This window comes from Tahibacter caeni (assembly GCF_024609805.1).
Taxonomy (GTDB): Bacteria; Pseudomonadota; Gammaproteobacteria; order Xanthomonadales; family Rhodanobacteraceae; genus Tahibacter; species Tahibacter caeni.
This window is the reverse complement of sequence record NZ_JANFVR010000076.1, coordinates 1-17,517: the sequence shown is the minus strand read 5'-3', so window position 1 is coordinate 17,517 and position 17,517 is coordinate 1. Positions and strand designations below refer to the sequence as shown.

The following is a 17,517-nucleotide window of genomic DNA, read 5'->3' as shown; positions in this document are numbered from 1 at the left end:
GGCGCGCGCGGCGGCTTCGAGTCCTTGGCCGCCCGCGCGCGCGACCGCGACGCGCACGACGCGCAGCGGCAGCTGCAAGCCGGCGGCGGTAAGCTGGCAATGCTGCGCCCAGTCGGCGCTGTAGTCCTGCAGGCCGTGATCGACGTGGATGGCCGACAGACCGCGCGCGCGCGCTTCGGGCAGCGCCGCGAGCGCATGCAGCAGCACGCTGGAATCCAGTCCGCCGCTGTAGCCCACGCAGAGCGCGCCGGGCGGCAGAGTTTCCAGCGCGCGGCGCAGGGTTTCGGTTATGCGATCCATGCGGCCATCGTGTCGGAAGCTGCCGTACTGGACCGGGATGCGTCGGCGGCGGCGCTCAGGCCGTCTTGAACGCACCGTAGCGGCGCAGGCGCTGGTAGCGCTGCTCGAGCAGTGTGGCCGCATCGAGCCGCTCCAGGGCATCGATCTGGCTCAGCAGCACCTGCTTGAGGCGGTCGGCCATGCCCTGCGGATCGCGATGCGCGCCGCCGAGCGGCTCGGGCACGATCTGGTCGATGAGGCCGTTCTCGAGCAGACGCGGCGCGGTCAGGCCCATGACTTCGGCGGCGTCCTTGGCCTTCTCGGCGCTCTTCCAGAGGATGGACGCGCAGCCTTCGGGCGTGATCACCGAATAGGTGCTGTATTCGAGCATCAGGGTGCGGTCGCCGACGCCGATCGCGAGCGCGCCGCCGGAACCGCCTTCGCCGGTCACCGTGCAGATCACCGGCACGCGCAGCTCGGACATTTCCAGCAGGTTGCGCGCGATCGCCTCGGACTGGCCGCGCTCCTCGGCGCCGACGCCGGGATACGCGCCCGGCGTGTCGATGAAGGTCAGTATCGGCAGGCGGAAGCGCTCGGCCAGCTTCATGAGGCGCAGCGCCTTGCGATAGCCCTCGGGCCGCGGCATGCCGAAATTGCGCCGGATCTTGGTCTTGGTGTCACGGCCTTTCTGGTGGCCGATGATCACGACGCTGCGGCCGTCGATGCGGCCGAGGCCGCCGACGATGGCCGCGTCGTCGGCATAGGCACGGTCGCCGGCGAGCTCGGTGAACTCTTCGCAGATCGCGGAGATGTAGTCCAGCGTGTACGGCCGCGACGGATGCCGGGCCAGCTGCGACACCTGCCACGGGGTCAGGTTCTTGAAGATCTCCGCGGTCTTGATCTTGAGCTTGTCGCGCAGCCGCGCGATTTCCTCGTCGATGTTGAACGCCTGACCGTGGCTCGCATGACGCAGCTCCTGGATCTTGGCTTCCAGTTCGGCGATAGGCTGTTCAAAGTCAAGGAAATTCGGATTCATTCGCGCGGCTGGTACGGACAAAGGCGCGCAGTATAGCGGCTCGGCGGCCCGGCCTGTTGTTCCGGATCGCGGGGCGCCGGCGGCCGGGAAATCCGGAACCGGTCAGTCGCCGCCGCCGTTGCCGGCGGGCTGCGCGCGGGCCAGCACGAGGTTCGCGTCGGTCGTTCCGGGCAGCTGGCGCAGCGCGCGCAGCAGCGCCGGGCCGGCGCGCACGCGCCATTCGGCGGCCGCGTCGAGCTTGCAGCCGCCGCCGCGCGCGTCGGTGTATTCGATGCGGACCGGCGTCTGTCCGCCGCGGTAGCCGAGCAGCGCGGCCTTGAGCTGCTCGACGTAGCCCGGTCCCGGTATGCGCACGCCGATGTGCAGGCCGCGCGCGAGGCGCTCGCAGGCCTGCTCCAGGGTCAGCACGCTGCGCGCGCGCAGCTGGTTGGCGTTGGAGAACTCGTCGTAGGACAGGCCGCCTTCGATCACGAGGATCGCGTCACGCGCGAGCAGGTGGCCGTATTCGGTGAACGCGTCGCGGAAGAAGCTGGCTTCGATGCGGCCGCTCCAGTCCTCCAAGGTGACGAAGGCCATGGAGTCGCCGCGCTTGCGCAGCGCGACGACCTGGCCGGCGATCGTCCACGGCGTGTCCGGGCCGCGGCGGAAACGGTTGTCGCCGTCGTCGTCCTTCTTCTTGAACTTGGGCGGCTGGAACTTGTGCTCGATCTGGCCGATCTCGCAGGTCGCCAACTGGACGAGCAGCGCTTTCCAGGTGTCGGTCGGATGGCCCGACAGGTAGTGGCCCAGCGTCTCGCGCTCGCCGGCGAGCAACTGTTCCAGCGGCCACTCGTCCACGTCCGGCGGCATCTGTACGAGCGTCGTCGCGCCGAAGCTCGAGCCGAAGATGTCGACCTGGCCGCTCTGCCGGTCCTTGAGCGCCTGCTCGGCGGCCTTGGTCGCCTCGGGCATGTGCGCCATCAGGGTCGCACGGTTCTTGCCGCCGAGGCCGTCGAGCGCGCCGGCCTGCAGCAGCGCCTCGAGCACGCGCTTGTTGAGCTTCTGTGCGTCGACGCGCTGGCAGAAATCGAGCAGGTCGACGTAGGGACCGCCGCGGCGGCGCTCCAGCACGATGCTCTCGCAGGCGCCCTGGCCGACGCCCTTGATCGCGCCGATGCCGTAGCGGATCGAGCCGTCGTCGCGCGCCTCGAACATGTATTCGGACTCGTTGACGTGGGGCGGCTTGACCACCAGGCCCATCGTGCGCGCTTCGTCGAGGAAGTTCACGACCTTGTCGGTGTTGTCCATGTCCGAGGACATCACTGCGGCCATGAACTCGGCCGGGTAGTGCACCTTGAGCCAGGCGGTCTGGTAGGCGACCAGCGCGTAGGCGGCCGAGTGCGACTTGTTGAAGCCGTACTCGGCGAACTTCTCCATGAGATCGAAGATCGAGCTGGCCAGCTGCGCCTCGACGCCGTTCGCGGCCGCGCCGGCCTCGAACTTCGTGCGCTCCTTGGCCATCTCCTCGGGCTTCTTCTTGCCCATCGCGCGGCGCAGCAGGTCGGCGCCGCCGAGCGAATAGCCGGCGAGCACCTGCGCGATCTGCATCACTTGTTCCTGGTAGACGATGACGCCGTAGGTCGGCGCGAGCACGGGCTCCAGAGAGGGATGCGGATAGGTCACGGCGGCGTTGCCGTGCTTGCGGTCGACCCAGTCGCGGTCCATGCCCGAACCGAGCGGACCGGGACGGAACAGCGCGGCGAGCGCGATGATGTCCTCGAAGCGGTCGGGCCTGGCGCGCTTGAGCAGCTCGCGCATGCCGCGCGATTCGAACTGGAACACCGCGACCGTGTCGCCGCGCGCGAACAGCTCGTAGCTCTTGACGTCGTCCAGCGGCAGCGCCGTGATGTCCAGAGCCGCTTCATCGCGGCGCGCGCGGCGCGCGTTGATCGCCTTGACCGCCCAGTCGATGATGGTCAGGGTGCGCAGGCCGAGAAAGTCGAACTTTACCAGGCCGACCGCTTCGACGTCGTCCTTGTCGAACTGCGTGACGACGCCGTGGCCGCCGGCTTCGCAGTACAGCGGCGCGAAGTCGGTCAGCTGGGTCGGCGCGATGACTACGCCGCCCGCGTGCTTGCCGGCGTTGCGCGTGAGGTCCTCGAGCTCCAGCGCGAGATCGAGCAGCGCCTTGACCTCTTCCTCTTCGTTGTAGCGCTGGATCAGCTCGGCCGAAGCCAGCGAGGAGTCCTTGCGCGCCGCGTCGGAGCGGCCGAGCGCGTCGTCGAGCGTGATGCCGAGCGTGTTCGGGATCAGCTTGGCGATGCCGTCGACGAAGCCGTACGGATGGCCGAGCACGCGACCGCAGTCGCGCACGGCGGCCTTCGCCGCCATCGTGCCGTAGGTGATGATCTGGCTCACGCGGTCGCGGCCGTAGGCCTGTGCCACGTAGTCGATGACGCGGTCGCGCCCGTCCATGCAGAAGTCGACGTCGAAGTCGGGCATGGACACGCGTTCGGGATTCAGGAAGCGCTCGAACAGCAGGTCGTAGGGCAGCGGGTCGAGATCGGTGATGCCGAGGCTGTAGGCGACCAGCGAACCCGCGCCCGAGCCGCGGCCCGGACCGACCGGAATGTCGTTCTGCTTGGCCCAGTTGATGAAGTCCGCGACGATCAGGAAGTAGCCTGGGAAGCCCATCTTGACGATGACGTCGACCTCGATCTCTAGGCGTTCGGCATAGTCCTCTACGGTGCGGCCCGCGGCCGGCCCGTGCTTGGCCAGGCGCGCGGCGAGGCCCGCGCGCGCCTGCTCGCGGATGAAGGTGTCGAGCGTGTGTTCCGGCGGCACCGGGAACGCCGGCAGGTAGTAGGTGCCGAACGACAGCTCCAGCGTGCAGCGCTTGGCGATCTCGACGCTGTTGTGCAGGGCCTCGGGCAGATCGGCGAACAGCTCGGCCATCTGCTGCGGCGATTTCAGGTACTGCTCGGCGGTGTAGTCGCGCGGCCGCTTGGGATCGGCCAGCACGCGGCCCTGGTGGATGCACACGCGCGCCTCGTGCGCGGCGAAGTCCTCCTTCAGCAGGAAGCGCACGTCGTTGGTCGCGACGACCGGGACGTCCAGCCTCGCCGCGAGACGCAGCGCCGCGTCGTTGAACGCGCCTTCCTGCGCATGGCCGATGCGGCAGATCTCGACGTACAACCCGTCGCCGAACAGCGCGAGCCATTGCCGGCAGCGCGTCGCGGCGAGCTCGGCATTACCGGCCAGCAGCAGGTGGCCGAGATCGCTGTCGCGGCCGAGCAAGGCGATCAGGCCGTCGCTCTGGCCTTGCAGCCAGGCCGGGTCGACCTGGGCGAAGTCGCCGTGCTGGCCTTCGATGTAGGCACGCGACAGCAGGCGCGACAGGTTCATGTAACCCGCGCGGTTGCGGCAGAGCAGGGTCAGCCGCGTGGGCTTGTTGCGGTCGGCCGGGTTGGCGATCCAGAGGTCGGCGCCGGCGATCGGCTTGACCCCGGCCTTCTCGGCGTCCTTGTAGAACTTGACCAGCGCGAACAGGTTGCTCTGGTCGGTCAGGGCCAGCGCCGGCATGTCCACCTTCGCGCAGGCCGAGACCAGCGAGCCGATGCGGATGGTCGAGTCGATCAGCGAGTATTCGCTGTGGACATGCAGATGGACGAAGCGTGCGGTCATGAGGATCCGGCCCGGCGGCGCAGCGTAAGGGCAGGCCGCGCGACCGGCAAGGCTTGACAGGACGGCCACGCCGGCGCGCCTCGGCCCGCCTCAGTCGAACGTTCGTGTTGCAGCGCCGAATGCCCCTGCGGTTGCCGCCGTATACGCTGCGGGTTCGCCGCCCGCGGCCATCGCGCATGCGGCCCACAGGGAGAACCGCTCATGTCAAAGAACACTGCGCAGTGCGGCCACGGCCGCCGTCTTCTGGCCCTTGCCGTCGCCGCGATCCTGTCCGGCGCTGCCGCGGCCGAGCCGATCAAGGCGCCCGAGCTCAAGGCCGCGGCGAGCATCGCCGTCGGCGTCGAAGGCATTCCGCTGATCCGGGCGCAGAACGAGCACGACCTGGCCTTCCTGCAGGGCTACGCGCATGCGCGCGACCGCTTTTTCCAGATGGACTACAGCCGCCGCGGCGCCAGCGGCACGATCGCCGAGCTGCTCGGCCAGCCGGCGCTCGCCAACGACGTGCAGACGCGCACCCTGGGCCTGCGCCGCGCCGCCTGGGCGACCTGGCAGGCGGCCAGCGACGACACGCGCGGCTGGCTCAAGGCCTATGCCGACGGCGTGAACTACTGGCTGCGCACGACGGCCAGCCTGCCGCCCGAATATGCCGCGCTGGAAATCAGCCAGATCGAGCCCTGGTCGCCGGTCGACAGCATCGTCATCGGCAAGGCGCTCGCGTTCCAGCTGTCGTTCGACCTCGACATCCAGACCACCCTGGAGCTCGGCGCCTACCAGCAGGCCGGCCAGGCGGCGGGCTTCGATGGCACGGCGCTGTATTTCGGCGACACGCACCGCCTCGCGCCGCCGGACAATCGCGTGACGATCGCGCCGCCGACCGCTCCCGCCGGCGCGCAGCTGGCCGGCGGCGTCAAGGCCGACGACGCCGGCCCGGCCGTGGCGCTGCTCGATGCGACGACCCTGGAGCTCGCCCGTGCCTACCGCGACAAGATCGCCGACCATCCGCTGATCGGCCCGCACCTGCAGCCGCGCGAGAACCGCGCCGGCTCCAACGAATGGGTCGTGTCCGGCAGCCTGACGACGACCGGCAAGCCCATCCTGTCCAACGATCCGCACCTGAGCCTCGCGCTGCCGTCTGTGTTCGTCGAGCAGCATCTCTACGCGACCGATCCGGCGATCAACGTGACCGGCGTGACCGTGGCCGGCGCGCCCGGCGTGATCCAGGGCTGCAACGACCGGCTGTGCTGGGGCACGACGACGAATCCGCTCGACGTGACCGACGTGTTCCAGGAAACCCTGCGCGTGAACAGCTACGGCCTGCCGTATGCGACCGTGCACAACGGCGTCGAAGAGCCGGTCGAATGGGTGTTCCAGAATTTCTACGTCAACAAGACCGGCGACGGCGTGGCCAACAACCTGGTCCGCGACAACAGCGTCGGCTACACCAACGGCGCCGTCACGGTGCTGGTGCCGCGGCGCAACCGCGGGCCCATCGTGCAGATCGCCGGCAGTACCGGCCTGTCGGTGGCCTATACCGGCTGGGGTGCGACCGGCGAGCTGGAATCCTTCCGCCGCATCAACCGCGCGCAGAACCTCGCCGAGTTCCAGCAGGCGCTGAGCTATTTCGACGTGGGCTCGCAGAACTTCGCCTACGCCGACGTCGACGGCAACATCGGCTACTTCACGAGCGCCGAGCTGCCGCTGCGCACCGACCTGCAGACCTTGAACACCGCCGACGGCGGCCGTCCGCCGTGGGTCATCCGCGACGGCTCGGGCACGCTCAAGCACGACTGGATGCCGCTGAAGACGCGCGAGGCGAACCAGGCCGTGCCGTTCGAGATCCTGCCGTCCGCGGAAATGCCGCAGGTCGTCAATCCGGCCAAGGGCTGGTTCTCCAACGCGAACAACGATCCGGTCGGCACGACGCTCGACAACAACCCGCTGAACCAAGTGCGTCCGGGCGGCGGTCTGTACTACCTCAACTTCAAGTATTCGGCCTATCGCCAGGGCCGCATCGACCGCAAGCTCGCCGCGCTCGTCGCGAGCGGCCAGAAAGTCTCGGTCGCCGACATGAAGAACCTGCAGGCCAACAATCAGCTCATGGACGCCGAGCTCGTGTCGCCGCACCTGGTGAACGCGCTGCATCGCGCCAAGGCCGCCGGCGCCTGGGCGCCGCTGGCGGCACTCGGCAACGACGCCAACGTGTCGGCCGCCGTCACGCGCATCGAGCAATGGAACTTCAGCACGCCGACCGGCCTGCGCGAAGGCTTCGACCCGGGCGACAACCCCGGCGCGCTGGCCGAGCCGAGCGCGGCGGAGATCGACGCGAGCGTGGCGGCCAGCCTGTTCGCGATCTGGCGTTCGCAGGCCATACGCAACACCGTCGACGCGACCGTCGGCAAGGTCGGTCTCGGCGCGGCGCTGCCGGGCAGCGCCGACGCATACGCCGGCTTCAAGTTCCTGCTCGACGCGTTCAGCGTGCTGCGCGGCAAGGGCGCTTCGGGCCTGAGCTTCTTCAACGTGCCGGCCAGCGTCGGCACGCCGCCGACCCCCGAGGACGCGCGCGACTACGTGCTGCTCAAGAGCATGCAGGACGGTCTCGCGCGCTTCGCGAGCGCCGACTTCGCCGCGGCGTTCGCCGGCTCGACGACGTTGAGCGACTACCGCTGGGGCAAGCTGCACCGCATCGTGTTCGCGCATCCGCTCGGCGGACCGTTCAACCTGCCGGGCGCGAACCCGTACGGCTTCACGAGCTACTCGGCCACCTTGCCGGGCGTGCCGCGCTCGGGCGGCTTCGACGCGGTCGATGCGTCGAGCCACAGCACGCGTGCGAACGGCGTCAACGAGTTCATGTTCTCGAGCGGCCCGGCGCGGCGCTTCGTCGGCGAGATGAGCACGCCGATCAGCGCCGACGAAATCATTCCGGGCGGCCAGAGCGCCGTGCTCGGCACGCCGCTGTACGCGAGCCAGCTCGGCCGCTGGCTCACGAACAACTACCATGCGCTGCCGATCAACATCACCGCTGCCGCGGCCGTGTCGACGAGCGTGCAGGACTTCGTGCCGTAGGCGCGCCGGCCGGCGGCAAGCGGTCGTCGACGTTCGCGATCGCAGGAAGACCGCCCCTCTCCCGCGGGAGAGGGGCGGTTCCGGCCTGAAGCAGGTCCTCGCGGTCGCCGGTGCTCGCCGGCAACCGCAACCGCCCGGCGAACGGCGAAAATCCGGTTCGCCGACGGTTCTGCTTCTCTCCCGACCCTCTCGTCCAAGCGCGTGTGCGCTCAGGGGAAAGGGCTTTGCATTGGCAGCACCCGATGCTCACCCGTCGCCGGGCAGCCCTCGGCCACGGCTGCGGCAGCCGCCGCCGCCGCCGTCTCCGTGTTGCGTCGCGCCCGAATCGCGACGTCCGGCGCTTGTGCGGGGTGGGTGGGCGACGATAATGCGCGTCCGGGCCGCACCGCCGTGTGGCCGTCCGAGCATTCCAGAACGCATGAGTTTGAGTTCCGAACAATATGCCGTCGCCATGGCGGACCTGCGGCGCGGCATAGGCCAGGGCCAGCTCGGGCCGGCGATACAGCAGTTCCTCGGCCGCCTCGACGTCGGCAAGGCCGGTATACAGCAGTGGATACAGAGCGCCGAGGAGCTGCTGCGCGGCAACCTCGCCGTGCCGGCCGGTCTCGTGCTCGAAGCGGGACTCAACCGCTGGGCCTCGTCGACGACGCTGCGCTACCTCTACGGCATCGCGCTGCGCCTGAGCGGCCACGTGCGCGAGGCCGAGCAGATGTTCCGCGAAGTCATCGCGGCCGAACCCACCCATGCGGACGCGCCGCTCGCGCTGGCCTTCATGCTGCGCGAGCAGGGCCGCCTGGCCGCCGCGAGCGAGACCGTGCTCGCGCTCTGGGGCCGCCACCCGCGCACGCGCATGGGCGACATACGCACGTTGCGCTTCCTGCAGGAATGCCAGCGCCACGCCGAGGCCGAGGAGATTTCCCAGGACATCCTCGACGCGAATCCGCGCGATGCGGAACTGCTGGCCATCACCGGCGAGATCTCGCTCGTGCTCGGCCGCTTCGGCTCGGCACGCCGGCGTCTGCGCCTGGCCGCCGAGCTCGATCCGCGCCAGGCCGCCGCCTGGCTGCGCCTGGCGCATACGCACAAGTTCACGCGCGCCGACGATCCCGACCTCGTGCTGCTCGAACAGGCGCAGACGCGCAGCGATCTCGCCGAAGCGGCCTCGCTGTGCGCGGCCTTCGGCCTCGGCAAGGTCTATGACGATCTCGGCGAGCGCGCGCGCGCGGCGCAGGTGCTGCGCAAGGCCAATGCCGAGTCGCGAGCGGCGTTTCCGTGGGATCTGCGCGGCTGGCAGCGTTTCGTCGAGCGGCAACTGCGCGCGCGCGTGCCGCTGCCGTTGCCGGTGGACGAACGCGTCGTGCCGGTGTTCATCGTCGGCCTGCCGCGTTCGGGCACGACCCTCGTGGCGAGCCAGCTCGGCAAGCATCCGGACGTGCGCAACCGCAGTGAGCTGAACTGGATCGCCGCGCTCGCCGCCCAGCTCGGTCCCGAGCCCGCGTCCGGCGCGCTGTCGACCGCCGCGCATCTGTACCGCAGCCAGCTGCGCCAGGACGATGCGCCTGCGCGCTGCTACGTCGACAAGAACCCGCTGAATTTCCGCCATCTCGGCCTGATCGCGGCGATGTTCCCGAATGCGCGCATCATCCATTGCCGGCGCGACCTGCGCGACACCGCGCTGTCGCTCTGGAGCCAGCATTTCGCCCACGACGACATGAACTGGGCCTACGACTTCGGCGACATCGGCGACTACGCGCGCGGCTATCAGACCCTGATGGAGCACTGGCGCAAGGTGCTGCCGCTGCGCGTGCTCGAGCTCGACTACGAAAGCCTCGTCGCCAACACCGCGGCCGACCTCAAGCGCCTGTTCACGTTCCTCGGCCTGCCGCCGCTGCCGGCGGCCGACAAGCCGGCTGCGGACAAGCCGGTGTCGGACAAATCTGTTCCGGACAAGTCCGCCGAGAAGACGCCGCGCCGCGCCGCGCCGCGCGACGCGATCGCGACGGCCAGCGTCTGGCAGGCGCGCCAGAACGTCTACGCGAGCTCGGTCGGCCGCTGGAAGGCGTATGCGCCGCTGCTGCCGGAGATGGAAAAGCTCGGTGTGGATGTGGGCGCCGGCGCGCCGCGCGCGGATCGCGGCACGAAGTAGGGCGCTGCCCTGGTTGCGTGGCCGCGTGTTGCCGCGGCAAAAATTCAACGCCTCGGCAGGCAGTGCGGAGCCTGCCCTTGCGGGAGAGCCGTCCGGCGAAGGCGGTAGTCGCCGTCCGCTCGGCGCCATCGGCGTCGTCCCGTCAGCGTCGCGGGGGCGCGGCGTGCCAGCACCAATGCCAGGGTTCGTAGGCGATGCGGCGGCGGTTGCCGCGCGGGAACGACAGCGCGAAGCCGAACGTTGCCGCGTTGTGGGTCAGCCAGCGGAACGCCGGTGACTGTTCGAACTCCTCCTCGAGCGCGGCGAAGCCCGGCGTGGTGAGGTCGATCGCGCGGCCGCTGTGGTGTTCGCTGTAGCCGGGCGCGGCGCTGACTTCGAGGATCTGCGCCATGTCCTGGCCGCGCGCGAGCTTGCGTTCGATGATGCCGACCTGGTACTCGATCGAGCGGAACGCGGAGACCAGCTGCAGCTCGACCTGCCCGATCGCGGCGGCCTGGCGCATCCGCAGCCAGGCCCGGGCCGCGCGCGGCGCCAGCCACTGCGGGCGCGCATGGATGTCGTGGCCGACGAAGGCGAGCCGGGCCGGTTCGGCGACGCGGCGCAGACCGCGGCTGCGGCCGTAGTCGGCCGGCACGCCGAGATTGCGCGCCTGCGCGAGCAGCTCGCGCACGAGCGCGCGCGTGGCTGTGGTCGGCGCCGGATGATCGGTACTGGAAGGACGGTCCATACCCGGATTGTCTCAACAGATGGCGCCATCGGGCCAATACCGCCGCAGGTTCAGTCGTCGAGCGGCCCCGTGATCGTCACGCTATGGCTGCCGCACACGCCGGAATTCGTGGAGTCGACCACGACCCAGCGCGTGCCCCCGGCCAGGGGGCCCAGCAACGCGAATTGAAGCATCGCGGATTGTCCTGCGGCAGCGGTTGCGGCGACGCAGTGTGCCGTCGGCGACGGCGGTTCGCTGCAGATCGCAAGCGCGAGAACGTCGTCCGCATTGACGGAGCGCAGAATGGCTCCAGAGGCGCTCGGATAAGGCACAGAGACCGTATAGACCACGTCCGGCCCCGGCAACAGATAAGCGCCGAAGCTCAGATCGTTCACGTTTGAGGGCTGGCCACAGGTCGTACCCGTGCGGACGCCGACCTGCGCGAGGACGTCGGTGGCGACTAGCGACAGCGTCATGGCGAGGACGGATCGCAGCAACGAGGTCGGCTTCATTCGAAATCGCTCCGCAACAGATAATCGGTCACGGCGATATCGCGGAACACGATGTCCATACCGTTGTAGAGCTCGCGGAAGCGCGACGAGGCGGAAAAGACCCCAAGAACGACCCCTGCGGCCGGGCCGCGCGCGCTCAGGTCCATGTGGCCCGCGGCAGGAATGCGGCCGGTCGGCGGATTGCTGAAATCCGAATCGATCCAGTAGCGGATATAGCCGTTGACGCCGAGTTGGAGGTCCAGGCCGACATGCACCGTGCTGCCGGTCAGGCTGATGGTGGTCGCCTGACTGCCGGAAGGCGGCGAAGCCGGGTCGGGATGGACGAGCGTGAGCTTGGGAGTGCCGCCGGAGCCGTTCAGAAAGGCGTACAGCAGCCTGGCGCTGGGAGGCGCGTACGTTGTGCCGGTTATCGTTGCCACGGGCGCTTGCTGGAGCACGCTGTTGAGCGCGATCTGATTGTCGTAGTCGAGCGTGAAGCGTAGCCGCACCTGCTGGGCTCCTCCGGGGAACGGGTGCGTCACGAATGCGGCCGATACCTGATCCGCTGCGGAGCCGGCGAGGAATTCCGCGCGCAGCGTGCAGGCTTCGCCGGCATTGCCCTCCCAGGCAGCCGTTGCGGTGTAGCCGCCCAGGGGTTCGCCGAAACCGTCGGGCCGCACACAGTTCTGTGCCGCCGTAGTCGACGCGAGGCTGATCAGCGCGACGCCGAGCAGCGGCGCCCCGGTCCTGTTCCATCGATACATGGCTGTCCCCTGAGACTCGACCGCGTATATCGAAAATTATGCCTGCCGGGCCCGGCAAGGAGTTAACAGGGCGTTAAAGCTCGTTTTTCCGTTGCAGAGCCTCGGCGCGGGGCTTGAGCCGACCGCTCTTGCGCAGCGCCTCGCGCAGCACGTATTCGATCTGGGCGTTCAGCGAGCGCAGCTCGTCGTCGGCCCAGGTCTGCATGGCCGCGAGCACGGCGGCGTTGATGCGCAGCGGATAGGCTTTCTTTTCGCTCACGGCGGCCGTCAGTGGTGCAGCGTGCCGGCGTTGACGACGGGCTGGGTCGCGCGTTCGCCGCAGAGCACGACGAGCAGGTTGGACACCATCGCCGCCTTGCGCTCCTCGTCGAGCGTGACGACGCCGCGCGTGCTGAGCTGTTCCAGCGCCATCTCGACCATGCTGACGGCGCCTTCGACGATGCGTGCGCGCGCGGCGATGATCGCGCCGGCCTGCTGGCGCTGCAGCATGGCCTGGGCGATTTCCTGGGCATAGGCCAGGTGCGTGATGCGCGCCTCGACGACATCGACGCCGGCCTTGCCGAGGCGTTCCTGGATCTCGTCGCGCAGGTGCTGGTTCACTTCCTTGCCGTGGCTGCGCAGGCTCGGCGCGCCGCTGTCGTGCGAATCGTACGGATAGCTCGTCGCCATCTGGCGCAGCGCCGCCTCGGACTGGATCTGCACGAAGTTCTCGTAGTCGTCGACCTGGAACACCGCTTCGGCGGTGTCGACGACCTGCCAGACCACGACGGCGGCGATCTCGATCGGATTGCCGTCGTTGTCGTTGACCTTGAGCTTGGACGATTCGAAGTTGCGCACGCGCAGCGACACGCTGCGCTTGCTGTAGAACGGGTTGGTCCAGCGCAGGCCTTCGTCGCGCACGGTGCCGGAATAGCGGCCGAACAGCTGTACGACTTTGCCCTGGTTGGGCTGCACCTGGAAGAAGCCCTTGGTCAGGAACGCGATCAGGCCGAACAGCAGCATTCCGGCCAGCGGCCCGCTCGGCGCGTGCGAATTGGCGCCGCTGACGAACAGGGCGATCGCGACCGCGAAGCCGGCGAACAGGACGAGCAGGGTCGGGATTCCGGGCAGGGACCAGGCTTGGGTTTCGTTCATGGCGGCGCTCCGTTGGTGTGAGGAAACGATATCAATTTGATATCTACCTCCTCAAGCCGCGGCGCAGCAAAAAGCGCAGCAAGGCGGACAGCGGCTACCATCGGCCGTTGGCCGGACGGGGCAGGGCGCATGCAGGACGCAGTGGCGGAATCGATCTGGCGCGAGGGTCTCGACCTGGCCCTGCCGTCGCTGCCGGGCGACTGCCGCGCGCAGGTCTGCGTCGTCGGGCTCGGCGGCAGCGGGCTCGGCGCGCTGCAGCAGTTCCGCCGCGCAGGGCTGGATTGCATAGGCCTGGACCGCGGCGGCATCGCCGCCGGCGCGGCCGGCGCCAACGGCGGCTTCCTGCTCGCCGGGCAGGCGCAGTTCTATCCGCAGGCCGTCGCGCGCTTCGGCCGCGAGCGCGCGCTAGGCATCTACGAACTGACCCGCCGGGAGCTCGCCCGCCGCTATGCCGAGGCGCCGGCGTCGTGCCGGCGCACCGGGTCGCTGCGCATCGCCGCCGACGCGCGCGAACTCGACGACTGCGCGCGGCAGATCGAGCTCATGCGGCGCGACGGCCTGCCGGCCGAAAGCTACGACGGCGCCGAAGGCCGCGGCGTGCTGTTCGGCGAGGACGGCTGCTTCGATCCGGCGCGCTACTGGCATGAGCAGGCGGCGGCGCTGCGCCGCGACGGCGTTGCGTTGTATGGAAATTGCTTTGTGGAAGAAATATCGGAAAGCCTCGTCGCGACGCGGGCCGGCCGCGTGCGCGCCGACATCGTGCTCGTCGCCGTCGACGGCGGCCTCGAACGCCTGCTGCCGCAGTGCGCCGGCGAAGTCCGCTCGGCGCGCCTGCAGATGCTCGCGACGGCCGCCGATCCGGCGCTGCGGCTCGCGCGGCCGGTCTACTACCGCGACGGCCACGACTACTGGCTGCAGCGTGCGGACGGCCGCATCGCGCTCGGCGGCGGCCGCGACATCGGCGGCGACGCGGAATGGCAGGCCGACGGCGTGTCGACGGCCGTACAGGCGCATCTCGAACGGCTGCTGCGCGAGCGTCTCGGCAGCACGGCGCCGGTCACGCACCGCTGGTCGGCCCAGGTCGCGTTCACGCGGCGCGGCCTGCCGGTCTTCGGCGCCGTCGCGCCGGGGGTCTATGCGACCGGCGCCTACGACGGCACCGGCAACGTCTTCGGCGCGCTCTGCGGCCGTGCGCTCGCGCAGCTCGCGCTCGGCGAGCGCACGGCGCTCGGCGAATGGCTGGCGTGAACGGGCTGCAACAGCGGGACAGCCGGCAGGCGCTGGCCGATTCAGCCGAGCAGCCGGCGGACGGCCGTATCGATGGCGGCTCCGCCGACAACGAGCCGGACGAACAGCAGGAAAGCCAGCAGCAGCGGCTTGGGACCGGCGCAGCGGATCGCGGAAAGGCGCGTCGTCAGCCCCGGCGCGGTCATGGCCATGCAAAGCAACAGCAGGTCGATCGCATTGCTCGTGTCGACCGCCCGGCCCGGCAGCGGCGCCAGTGAATGGACGATCACGACGCCCACGAACGCGACGGCGAACCATGGCACGACCGGTTTCGTTGCGCGCGGCGTCCGGCCGCGCCGGCTTCAGTCGCCGGCGACGGGTGCGGTTGCGACCGCCGCATCGACGGCCGGCGGTGGTGCGGCGCGCGGCCCGCGGGCCATGCTCGCGAACACGCCGTCGCGGCGTACCCAGGCGTGGAACAGCGCAGCCGACAGGTGGGCGAGCACGACCAGGAACAGCAGGCGGGCCAGCCAGCCGTGGGCCAGGCGCAGCAGCGCGTACAGCGTCGCATCCGCCGGAACCAGGGCCGGAAGCTGCACGTCGCCGAACAGCGTCACCGGATAGCCGCCCGCCGACAGCACGGCCCAGCCCAGCACCGGAAGCACCAGCATCAGCGCGTACAGCACGACGTGGGAAGCGCGTGCGGCGATGGCCTGCCAGCGCGGCAGGTCGGCAGGCAGCGGCGGCGGGGCGTGCCGCAGGCGGTTGCCCAGCCGCAGCAGGGCCAGCAGCAGTATCGCCAGGCCCAGCGGACGGTGAAGCGCGATCAACCAGGGGCGTGCCTGCAGCGACGCCACCATGCCGGCGCCGATGAAAAGCATGGCGAGGATCAGCACGGCCATCAGCCAGTGCAGGCCGCGCGCGAGCGCATTGAAATGCCGGTTGGCGCTCATGGCGTGGTCTCCTTGCCGCCGGCCTCGGCGGCCGCGCCGAACGCGATCTCGCGTTCGCGCCGGTTGAACGACTGCGAATACGCCGCCGAGCGGGCCAGCAGGATGGGGTCGTCCGATGGCGCGATGCCTTGCGGAAGAATCAGAGGATCGAAGTTGACGTCGCGGCAGCGGCCGCTGGCCTGAGGCTCGCTGCCGGTGAGTTCCAAGGTGCCGGCCAGGACCTGCCGGCGCGATTCCGGCCACGGCTGCGACGCATCGTTCACCGCGTCGCCGGGTTCGGCGATGGTCAGCACGAGATCCCAGCGCAGCGGCCCCCGGGCCAGCCGCGCGCGCAGGTCCTGCGCCAGGAAATCCGCTTCGGCCCGGCTGCGCCGTTCTGCGTCCAGCGGCGCGAAAGGGGCTTGCGGGCGCAGCGACCAGCGCACATGGCGTGTGCGGCCGTCGGCAGCCGTGACGCGGAATGCATTCACGCCGTTGTAGACGGTGTTGGCCCAGCTGTCGGACCACGGAGCCTGGCGCGCCCATTCCTGGAACCGGGCCGCTTCCGGGTATTGCCGGAGAAACGCCGCCTGGCGTGCCGGGTCGGGTTTGCCGGTGGCCGGATCGGGCCGCGCGGCCAGGGTCTGGGCCAGAAAGCCGGCCGGCGTGGCGACCGGGAAAAACGGAAAGCTGTTCATGGCCGTGCGCCATTGCTGGCCGTCATCGGTCTGCAGCAGCAGGGCGATGCTGCGCACCCGCGCCTGGGCCTCGGCGGCGTGCGGATCGGCGCCGGCGATCGAGAGCCGGCCCATCACCGGCGTCCGCGGCTGGGCGAACACGCGTGCGCTGGACAGCGCGACGGCCTCGCCGCTGCTACGGAACGAGCCGCTGACGCATACGCCCTTGCTGTGGGCGCGGCGGAACCCGGGGTGCGGCGGACCGGCGGCCTCGATGGCGTCGACCAGCCGCTGGGCAGTCAGGCGCCCGCCGATCCAGCCGGCGCTCCAGGCGAAAGCGCCGGCCAGGGACAGCGCGACGGTGCCGATCGCCGCGAGCGGCAGCAGCCGGTAACGCCGCGGCGGTCTGGCGGACGCGGCCTCGGGCGCAGCGGCGGCCGGTGGCGAAACATCGATGGGACCGGTATCGGACATGACGGACTCCTGCTGGCGTGACTCCCGTCAGACGGGCGGAGCGGCGATCTATTCCCGCAGGGGCGCGTGGAATAAGTCCGGCGGCGGTTCGTCATACTGGCGGCTGAGCGGAGATTGCCCTGTGGACGAGTCCGACGAAGAACGCTTGCGCGTGCTGCTGCCCCGGCTGCACCGCTTTGCCCGTTCACTGGCCGGCGACGACGGCGCCGACGATCTGCTGCAGTCGGCCCTGGAGCGCGCATTGCGCCGCTGGGATTCGCGCCGCGAGGAAGGCGATCTGCAGGCCTGGCTGTTCGCCATCGTCTATCGGCGGTTCGTCGACGAGTACCAGCGCGCCGCGCGCTGGCAGCGCGTACGTGCACTGTTCGGCCTGCAGCAGGAAACGGCGGCGCCGTCGGCGGAGCGGATCCACGGCAGCAGGGCGCTGCTCGCGGAATTCCGGCGTTTGCCGCACGAGCAGCGCGCGCTGCTGCTGCTGATCAGCGTGGAAGGGCTCAGCTATGCCGAGGCCGCCGCCGCGCTGGGCCTGCCGGTGGGGACGGTGATGTCGCGGCTGTCGCGGGCGCGCGAACGCCTGCGTCGCCTCGGTGAAGGAACTACGCCGGGAACGCCGGCGCTGCGAGCGCTGCCATGAACGATCCGTTGTCCGATGACCTGCTGCATGCCTATGTCGACGGCCGCCTGGATGCGCAGCGCCGGACCGAGGTCGAGGCGTGCCTGCAGCGCGATCCGCGACAGGCGCAACGTGCCGCCGACTGGAAACGCGACGCGGAACGGCTGCGCGCGCTGTTTGCGGACCCCCGGGCCGATGCGTCGGCCGCAGCCTGGCAGCCGGGCCGGCTGCGCCGCCGTCTGCGGCGCCGGCGCCGTCTCTGGCTGGCGGCTGCCGCGGCGTGGCTGCTGGCGCTCGGCCTCGGTGGCATGG

The 17,517-nt window shown here is 70.0% G+C and carries 16 protein-coding genes; 5 read left to right on the top strand and 11 right to left on the bottom strand.

From position 1 onward, the window contains the following. The 3 genes from NON22_RS09185 to dnaE all read right to left on the bottom strand — a co-directional run. Positions 1 to 300: PP-loop family protein (locus NON22_RS09185; RefSeq protein ID WP_306673723.1), on the bottom strand; the 300-nt coding region annotated here is incomplete at its 3' end. Between the two features lie 55 nt (positions 301 to 355). Continuing rightward, on the bottom strand, positions 356 to 1,315 hold the full coding sequence (locus tag NON22_RS09180) for an acetyl-CoA carboxylase carboxyltransferase subunit alpha (RefSeq protein WP_257386629.1): 960 nt from the start codon (positions 1,313 to 1,315) through the stop codon (positions 356 to 358). Between the two features lie 102 nt (positions 1,316 to 1,417). Then, a complete protein-coding gene (gene dnaE / locus NON22_RS09175) occupies positions 1,418 to 4,978 on the bottom strand; it encodes a DNA polymerase III subunit alpha (protein ID WP_257386628.1) in 3,561 nt (1,186 codons plus the stop codon). Positions 4,979 to 5,179: 201 nt separating this feature from the next. On the opposite strand from dnaE, the gene NON22_RS09170 reads away from it, so the two are divergent. Continuing rightward, a complete protein-coding gene (locus NON22_RS09170) occupies positions 5,180 to 8,041 on the top strand; it encodes a penicillin acylase family protein (protein WP_257386627.1) in 2,862 nt (953 codons plus the stop codon). 424 nt (positions 8,042 to 8,465) lie between these two features. Next, complete coding sequence (locus NON22_RS09165; RefSeq protein WP_257386626.1) at positions 8,466 to 10,187, top strand: tetratricopeptide repeat-containing sulfotransferase family protein; 1,722 nt, start codon at positions 8,466 to 8,468, stop codon at positions 10,185 to 10,187. Between the two features lie 142 nt (positions 10,188 to 10,329). On the opposite strand, the gene NON22_RS09160 is transcribed toward NON22_RS09165, so the two are convergent. The 5 genes from NON22_RS09160 to NON22_RS09140 all read right to left on the bottom strand — a co-directional run bounded on the left by NON22_RS09160 (position 10,330) and on the right by NON22_RS09140 (position 13,282). Beyond that, positions 10,330 to 10,914, bottom strand: a complete 585-nt coding sequence (locus NON22_RS09160; RefSeq protein WP_257386625.1) for a M15 family metallopeptidase — start codon at positions 10,912 to 10,914, stop codon at positions 10,330 to 10,332. 50 nt (positions 10,915 to 10,964) lie between these two features. Beyond that, positions 10,965 to 11,405, bottom strand: coding sequence for a hypothetical protein (locus NON22_RS09155; protein WP_257386624.1), 441 nt, complete (start codon positions 11,403 to 11,405; stop codon positions 10,965 to 10,967). Continuing rightward, positions 11,402 to 12,148 (bottom strand): hypothetical protein, encoded by a 747-nt coding sequence (locus tag NON22_RS09150; protein WP_257386623.1) that lies wholly within the window; start codon positions 12,146 to 12,148, stop codon positions 11,402 to 11,404. Before NON22_RS09150 ends, NON22_RS09155 begins: the two co-directional genes overlap by 4 nt. A gap of 73 nt (positions 12,149 to 12,221) precedes the next feature. Further along, positions 12,222 to 12,407 (bottom strand): type II toxin-antitoxin system antitoxin, encoded by a 186-nt coding sequence (locus tag NON22_RS09145; protein WP_257386622.1) that lies wholly within the window; start codon positions 12,405 to 12,407, stop codon positions 12,222 to 12,224. A gap of 8 nt (positions 12,408 to 12,415) precedes the next feature. Then, positions 12,416 to 13,282 carry an SPFH domain-containing protein gene (locus NON22_RS09140; RefSeq protein WP_257386621.1) on the bottom strand — a complete coding sequence of 289 codons (867 nt, stop codon included), beginning with the start codon at positions 13,280 to 13,282 and terminating at the stop codon, positions 12,416 to 12,418. 129 nt (positions 13,283 to 13,411) lie between these two features. Here NON22_RS09140 and NON22_RS09135 point away from each other — a divergent pair, with 129 nt between their 5' ends. Continuing rightward, complete coding sequence (locus tag NON22_RS09135) at positions 13,412 to 14,530, top strand: NAD(P)/FAD-dependent oxidoreductase (protein WP_257386620.1); 1,119 nt, start codon at positions 13,412 to 13,414, stop codon at positions 14,528 to 14,530. A 41-nt stretch (positions 14,531 to 14,571) separates the two neighbouring features. On the opposite strand, the gene NON22_RS09130 is transcribed toward NON22_RS09135, so the two are convergent. Genes NON22_RS09130 through NON22_RS09120 form a run of 3 tightly spaced genes read right to left on the bottom strand, consistent with a single transcriptional unit; the run spans position 14,572 to position 16,505 of the window. Further along, the gene (locus NON22_RS09130; RefSeq protein ID WP_257386619.1) at positions 14,572 to 14,832 is read right to left on the bottom strand and encodes a putative sulfate exporter family transporter; all 261 of its coding nucleotides are present in this window, start codon (positions 14,830 to 14,832) and stop codon (positions 14,572 to 14,574) included. 39 nt (positions 14,833 to 14,871) lie between these two features. After that, positions 14,872 to 15,462: a cytochrome b gene (locus tag NON22_RS09125; RefSeq protein ID WP_257386618.1), complete on the bottom strand. Its 591-nt coding sequence runs from the start codon at positions 15,460 to 15,462 to the stop codon at positions 14,872 to 14,874. Further along, the gene (locus NON22_RS09120; protein WP_257386631.1) at positions 15,459 to 16,505 is read right to left on the bottom strand and encodes a catalase family peroxidase; all 1,047 of its coding nucleotides are present in this window, start codon (positions 16,503 to 16,505) and stop codon (positions 15,459 to 15,461) included. Before NON22_RS09120 ends, NON22_RS09125 begins: the two co-directional genes overlap by 4 nt. Positions 16,506 to 16,713: 208 nt before the next feature. Between NON22_RS09120 and NON22_RS09115 the strand changes: the two genes are divergently transcribed. Together NON22_RS09115 and NON22_RS09110 are read left to right on the top strand one after the other, a co-directional pair. After that, positions 16,714 to 17,226, top strand: coding sequence for an RNA polymerase sigma factor (locus NON22_RS09115; protein WP_257386630.1), 513 nt, complete (start codon positions 16,714 to 16,716; stop codon positions 17,224 to 17,226). After that, positions 17,223 to 17,517, top strand: a 295-nt coding sequence (locus tag NON22_RS09110; RefSeq protein WP_425507965.1) for an anti-sigma factor family protein, incomplete at its 3' end; no start/stop codon positions are given. The genes NON22_RS09115 and NON22_RS09110, both read left to right, overlap by 4 nt.

Coding starts and splice junctions, on each gene's coding strand:
- dnaE (WP_257386628.1), bottom strand. CDS start 4,978: ATGACCGCACGCTTCGTCCATCTGCATGTCCACAGCGAATACTCGCTG.
- NON22_RS09140 (WP_257386621.1), bottom strand. CDS start 13,282: ATGAACGAAACCCAAGCCTGGTCCCTGCCCGGAATCCCGACCCTGCTC.
- NON22_RS09155 (WP_257386624.1), bottom strand. CDS start 11,405: ATGAAGCCGACCTCGTTGCTGCGATCCGTCCTCGCCATGACGCTGTCG.
- NON22_RS09180 (WP_257386629.1), bottom strand. CDS start 1,315: ATGAATCCGAATTTCCTTGACTTTGAACAGCCTATCGCCGAACTGGAA.
- NON22_RS09135 (WP_257386620.1), top strand. CDS start 13,412: ATGCAGGACGCAGTGGCGGAATCGATCTGGCGCGAGGGTCTCGACCTG.
- NON22_RS09160 (WP_257386625.1), bottom strand. CDS start 10,914: ATGGACCGTCCTTCCAGTACCGATCATCCGGCGCCGACCACAGCCACG.
- NON22_RS09170 (WP_257386627.1), top strand. CDS start 5,180: ATGTCAAAGAACACTGCGCAGTGCGGCCACGGCCGCCGTCTTCTGGCC.
- NON22_RS09150 (WP_257386623.1), bottom strand. CDS start 12,148: ATGTATCGATGGAACAGGACCGGGGCGCCGCTGCTCGGCGTCGCGCTG.
- NON22_RS09125 (WP_257386618.1), bottom strand. CDS start 15,462: ATGAGCGCCAACCGGCATTTCAATGCGCTCGCGCGCGGCCTGCACTGG.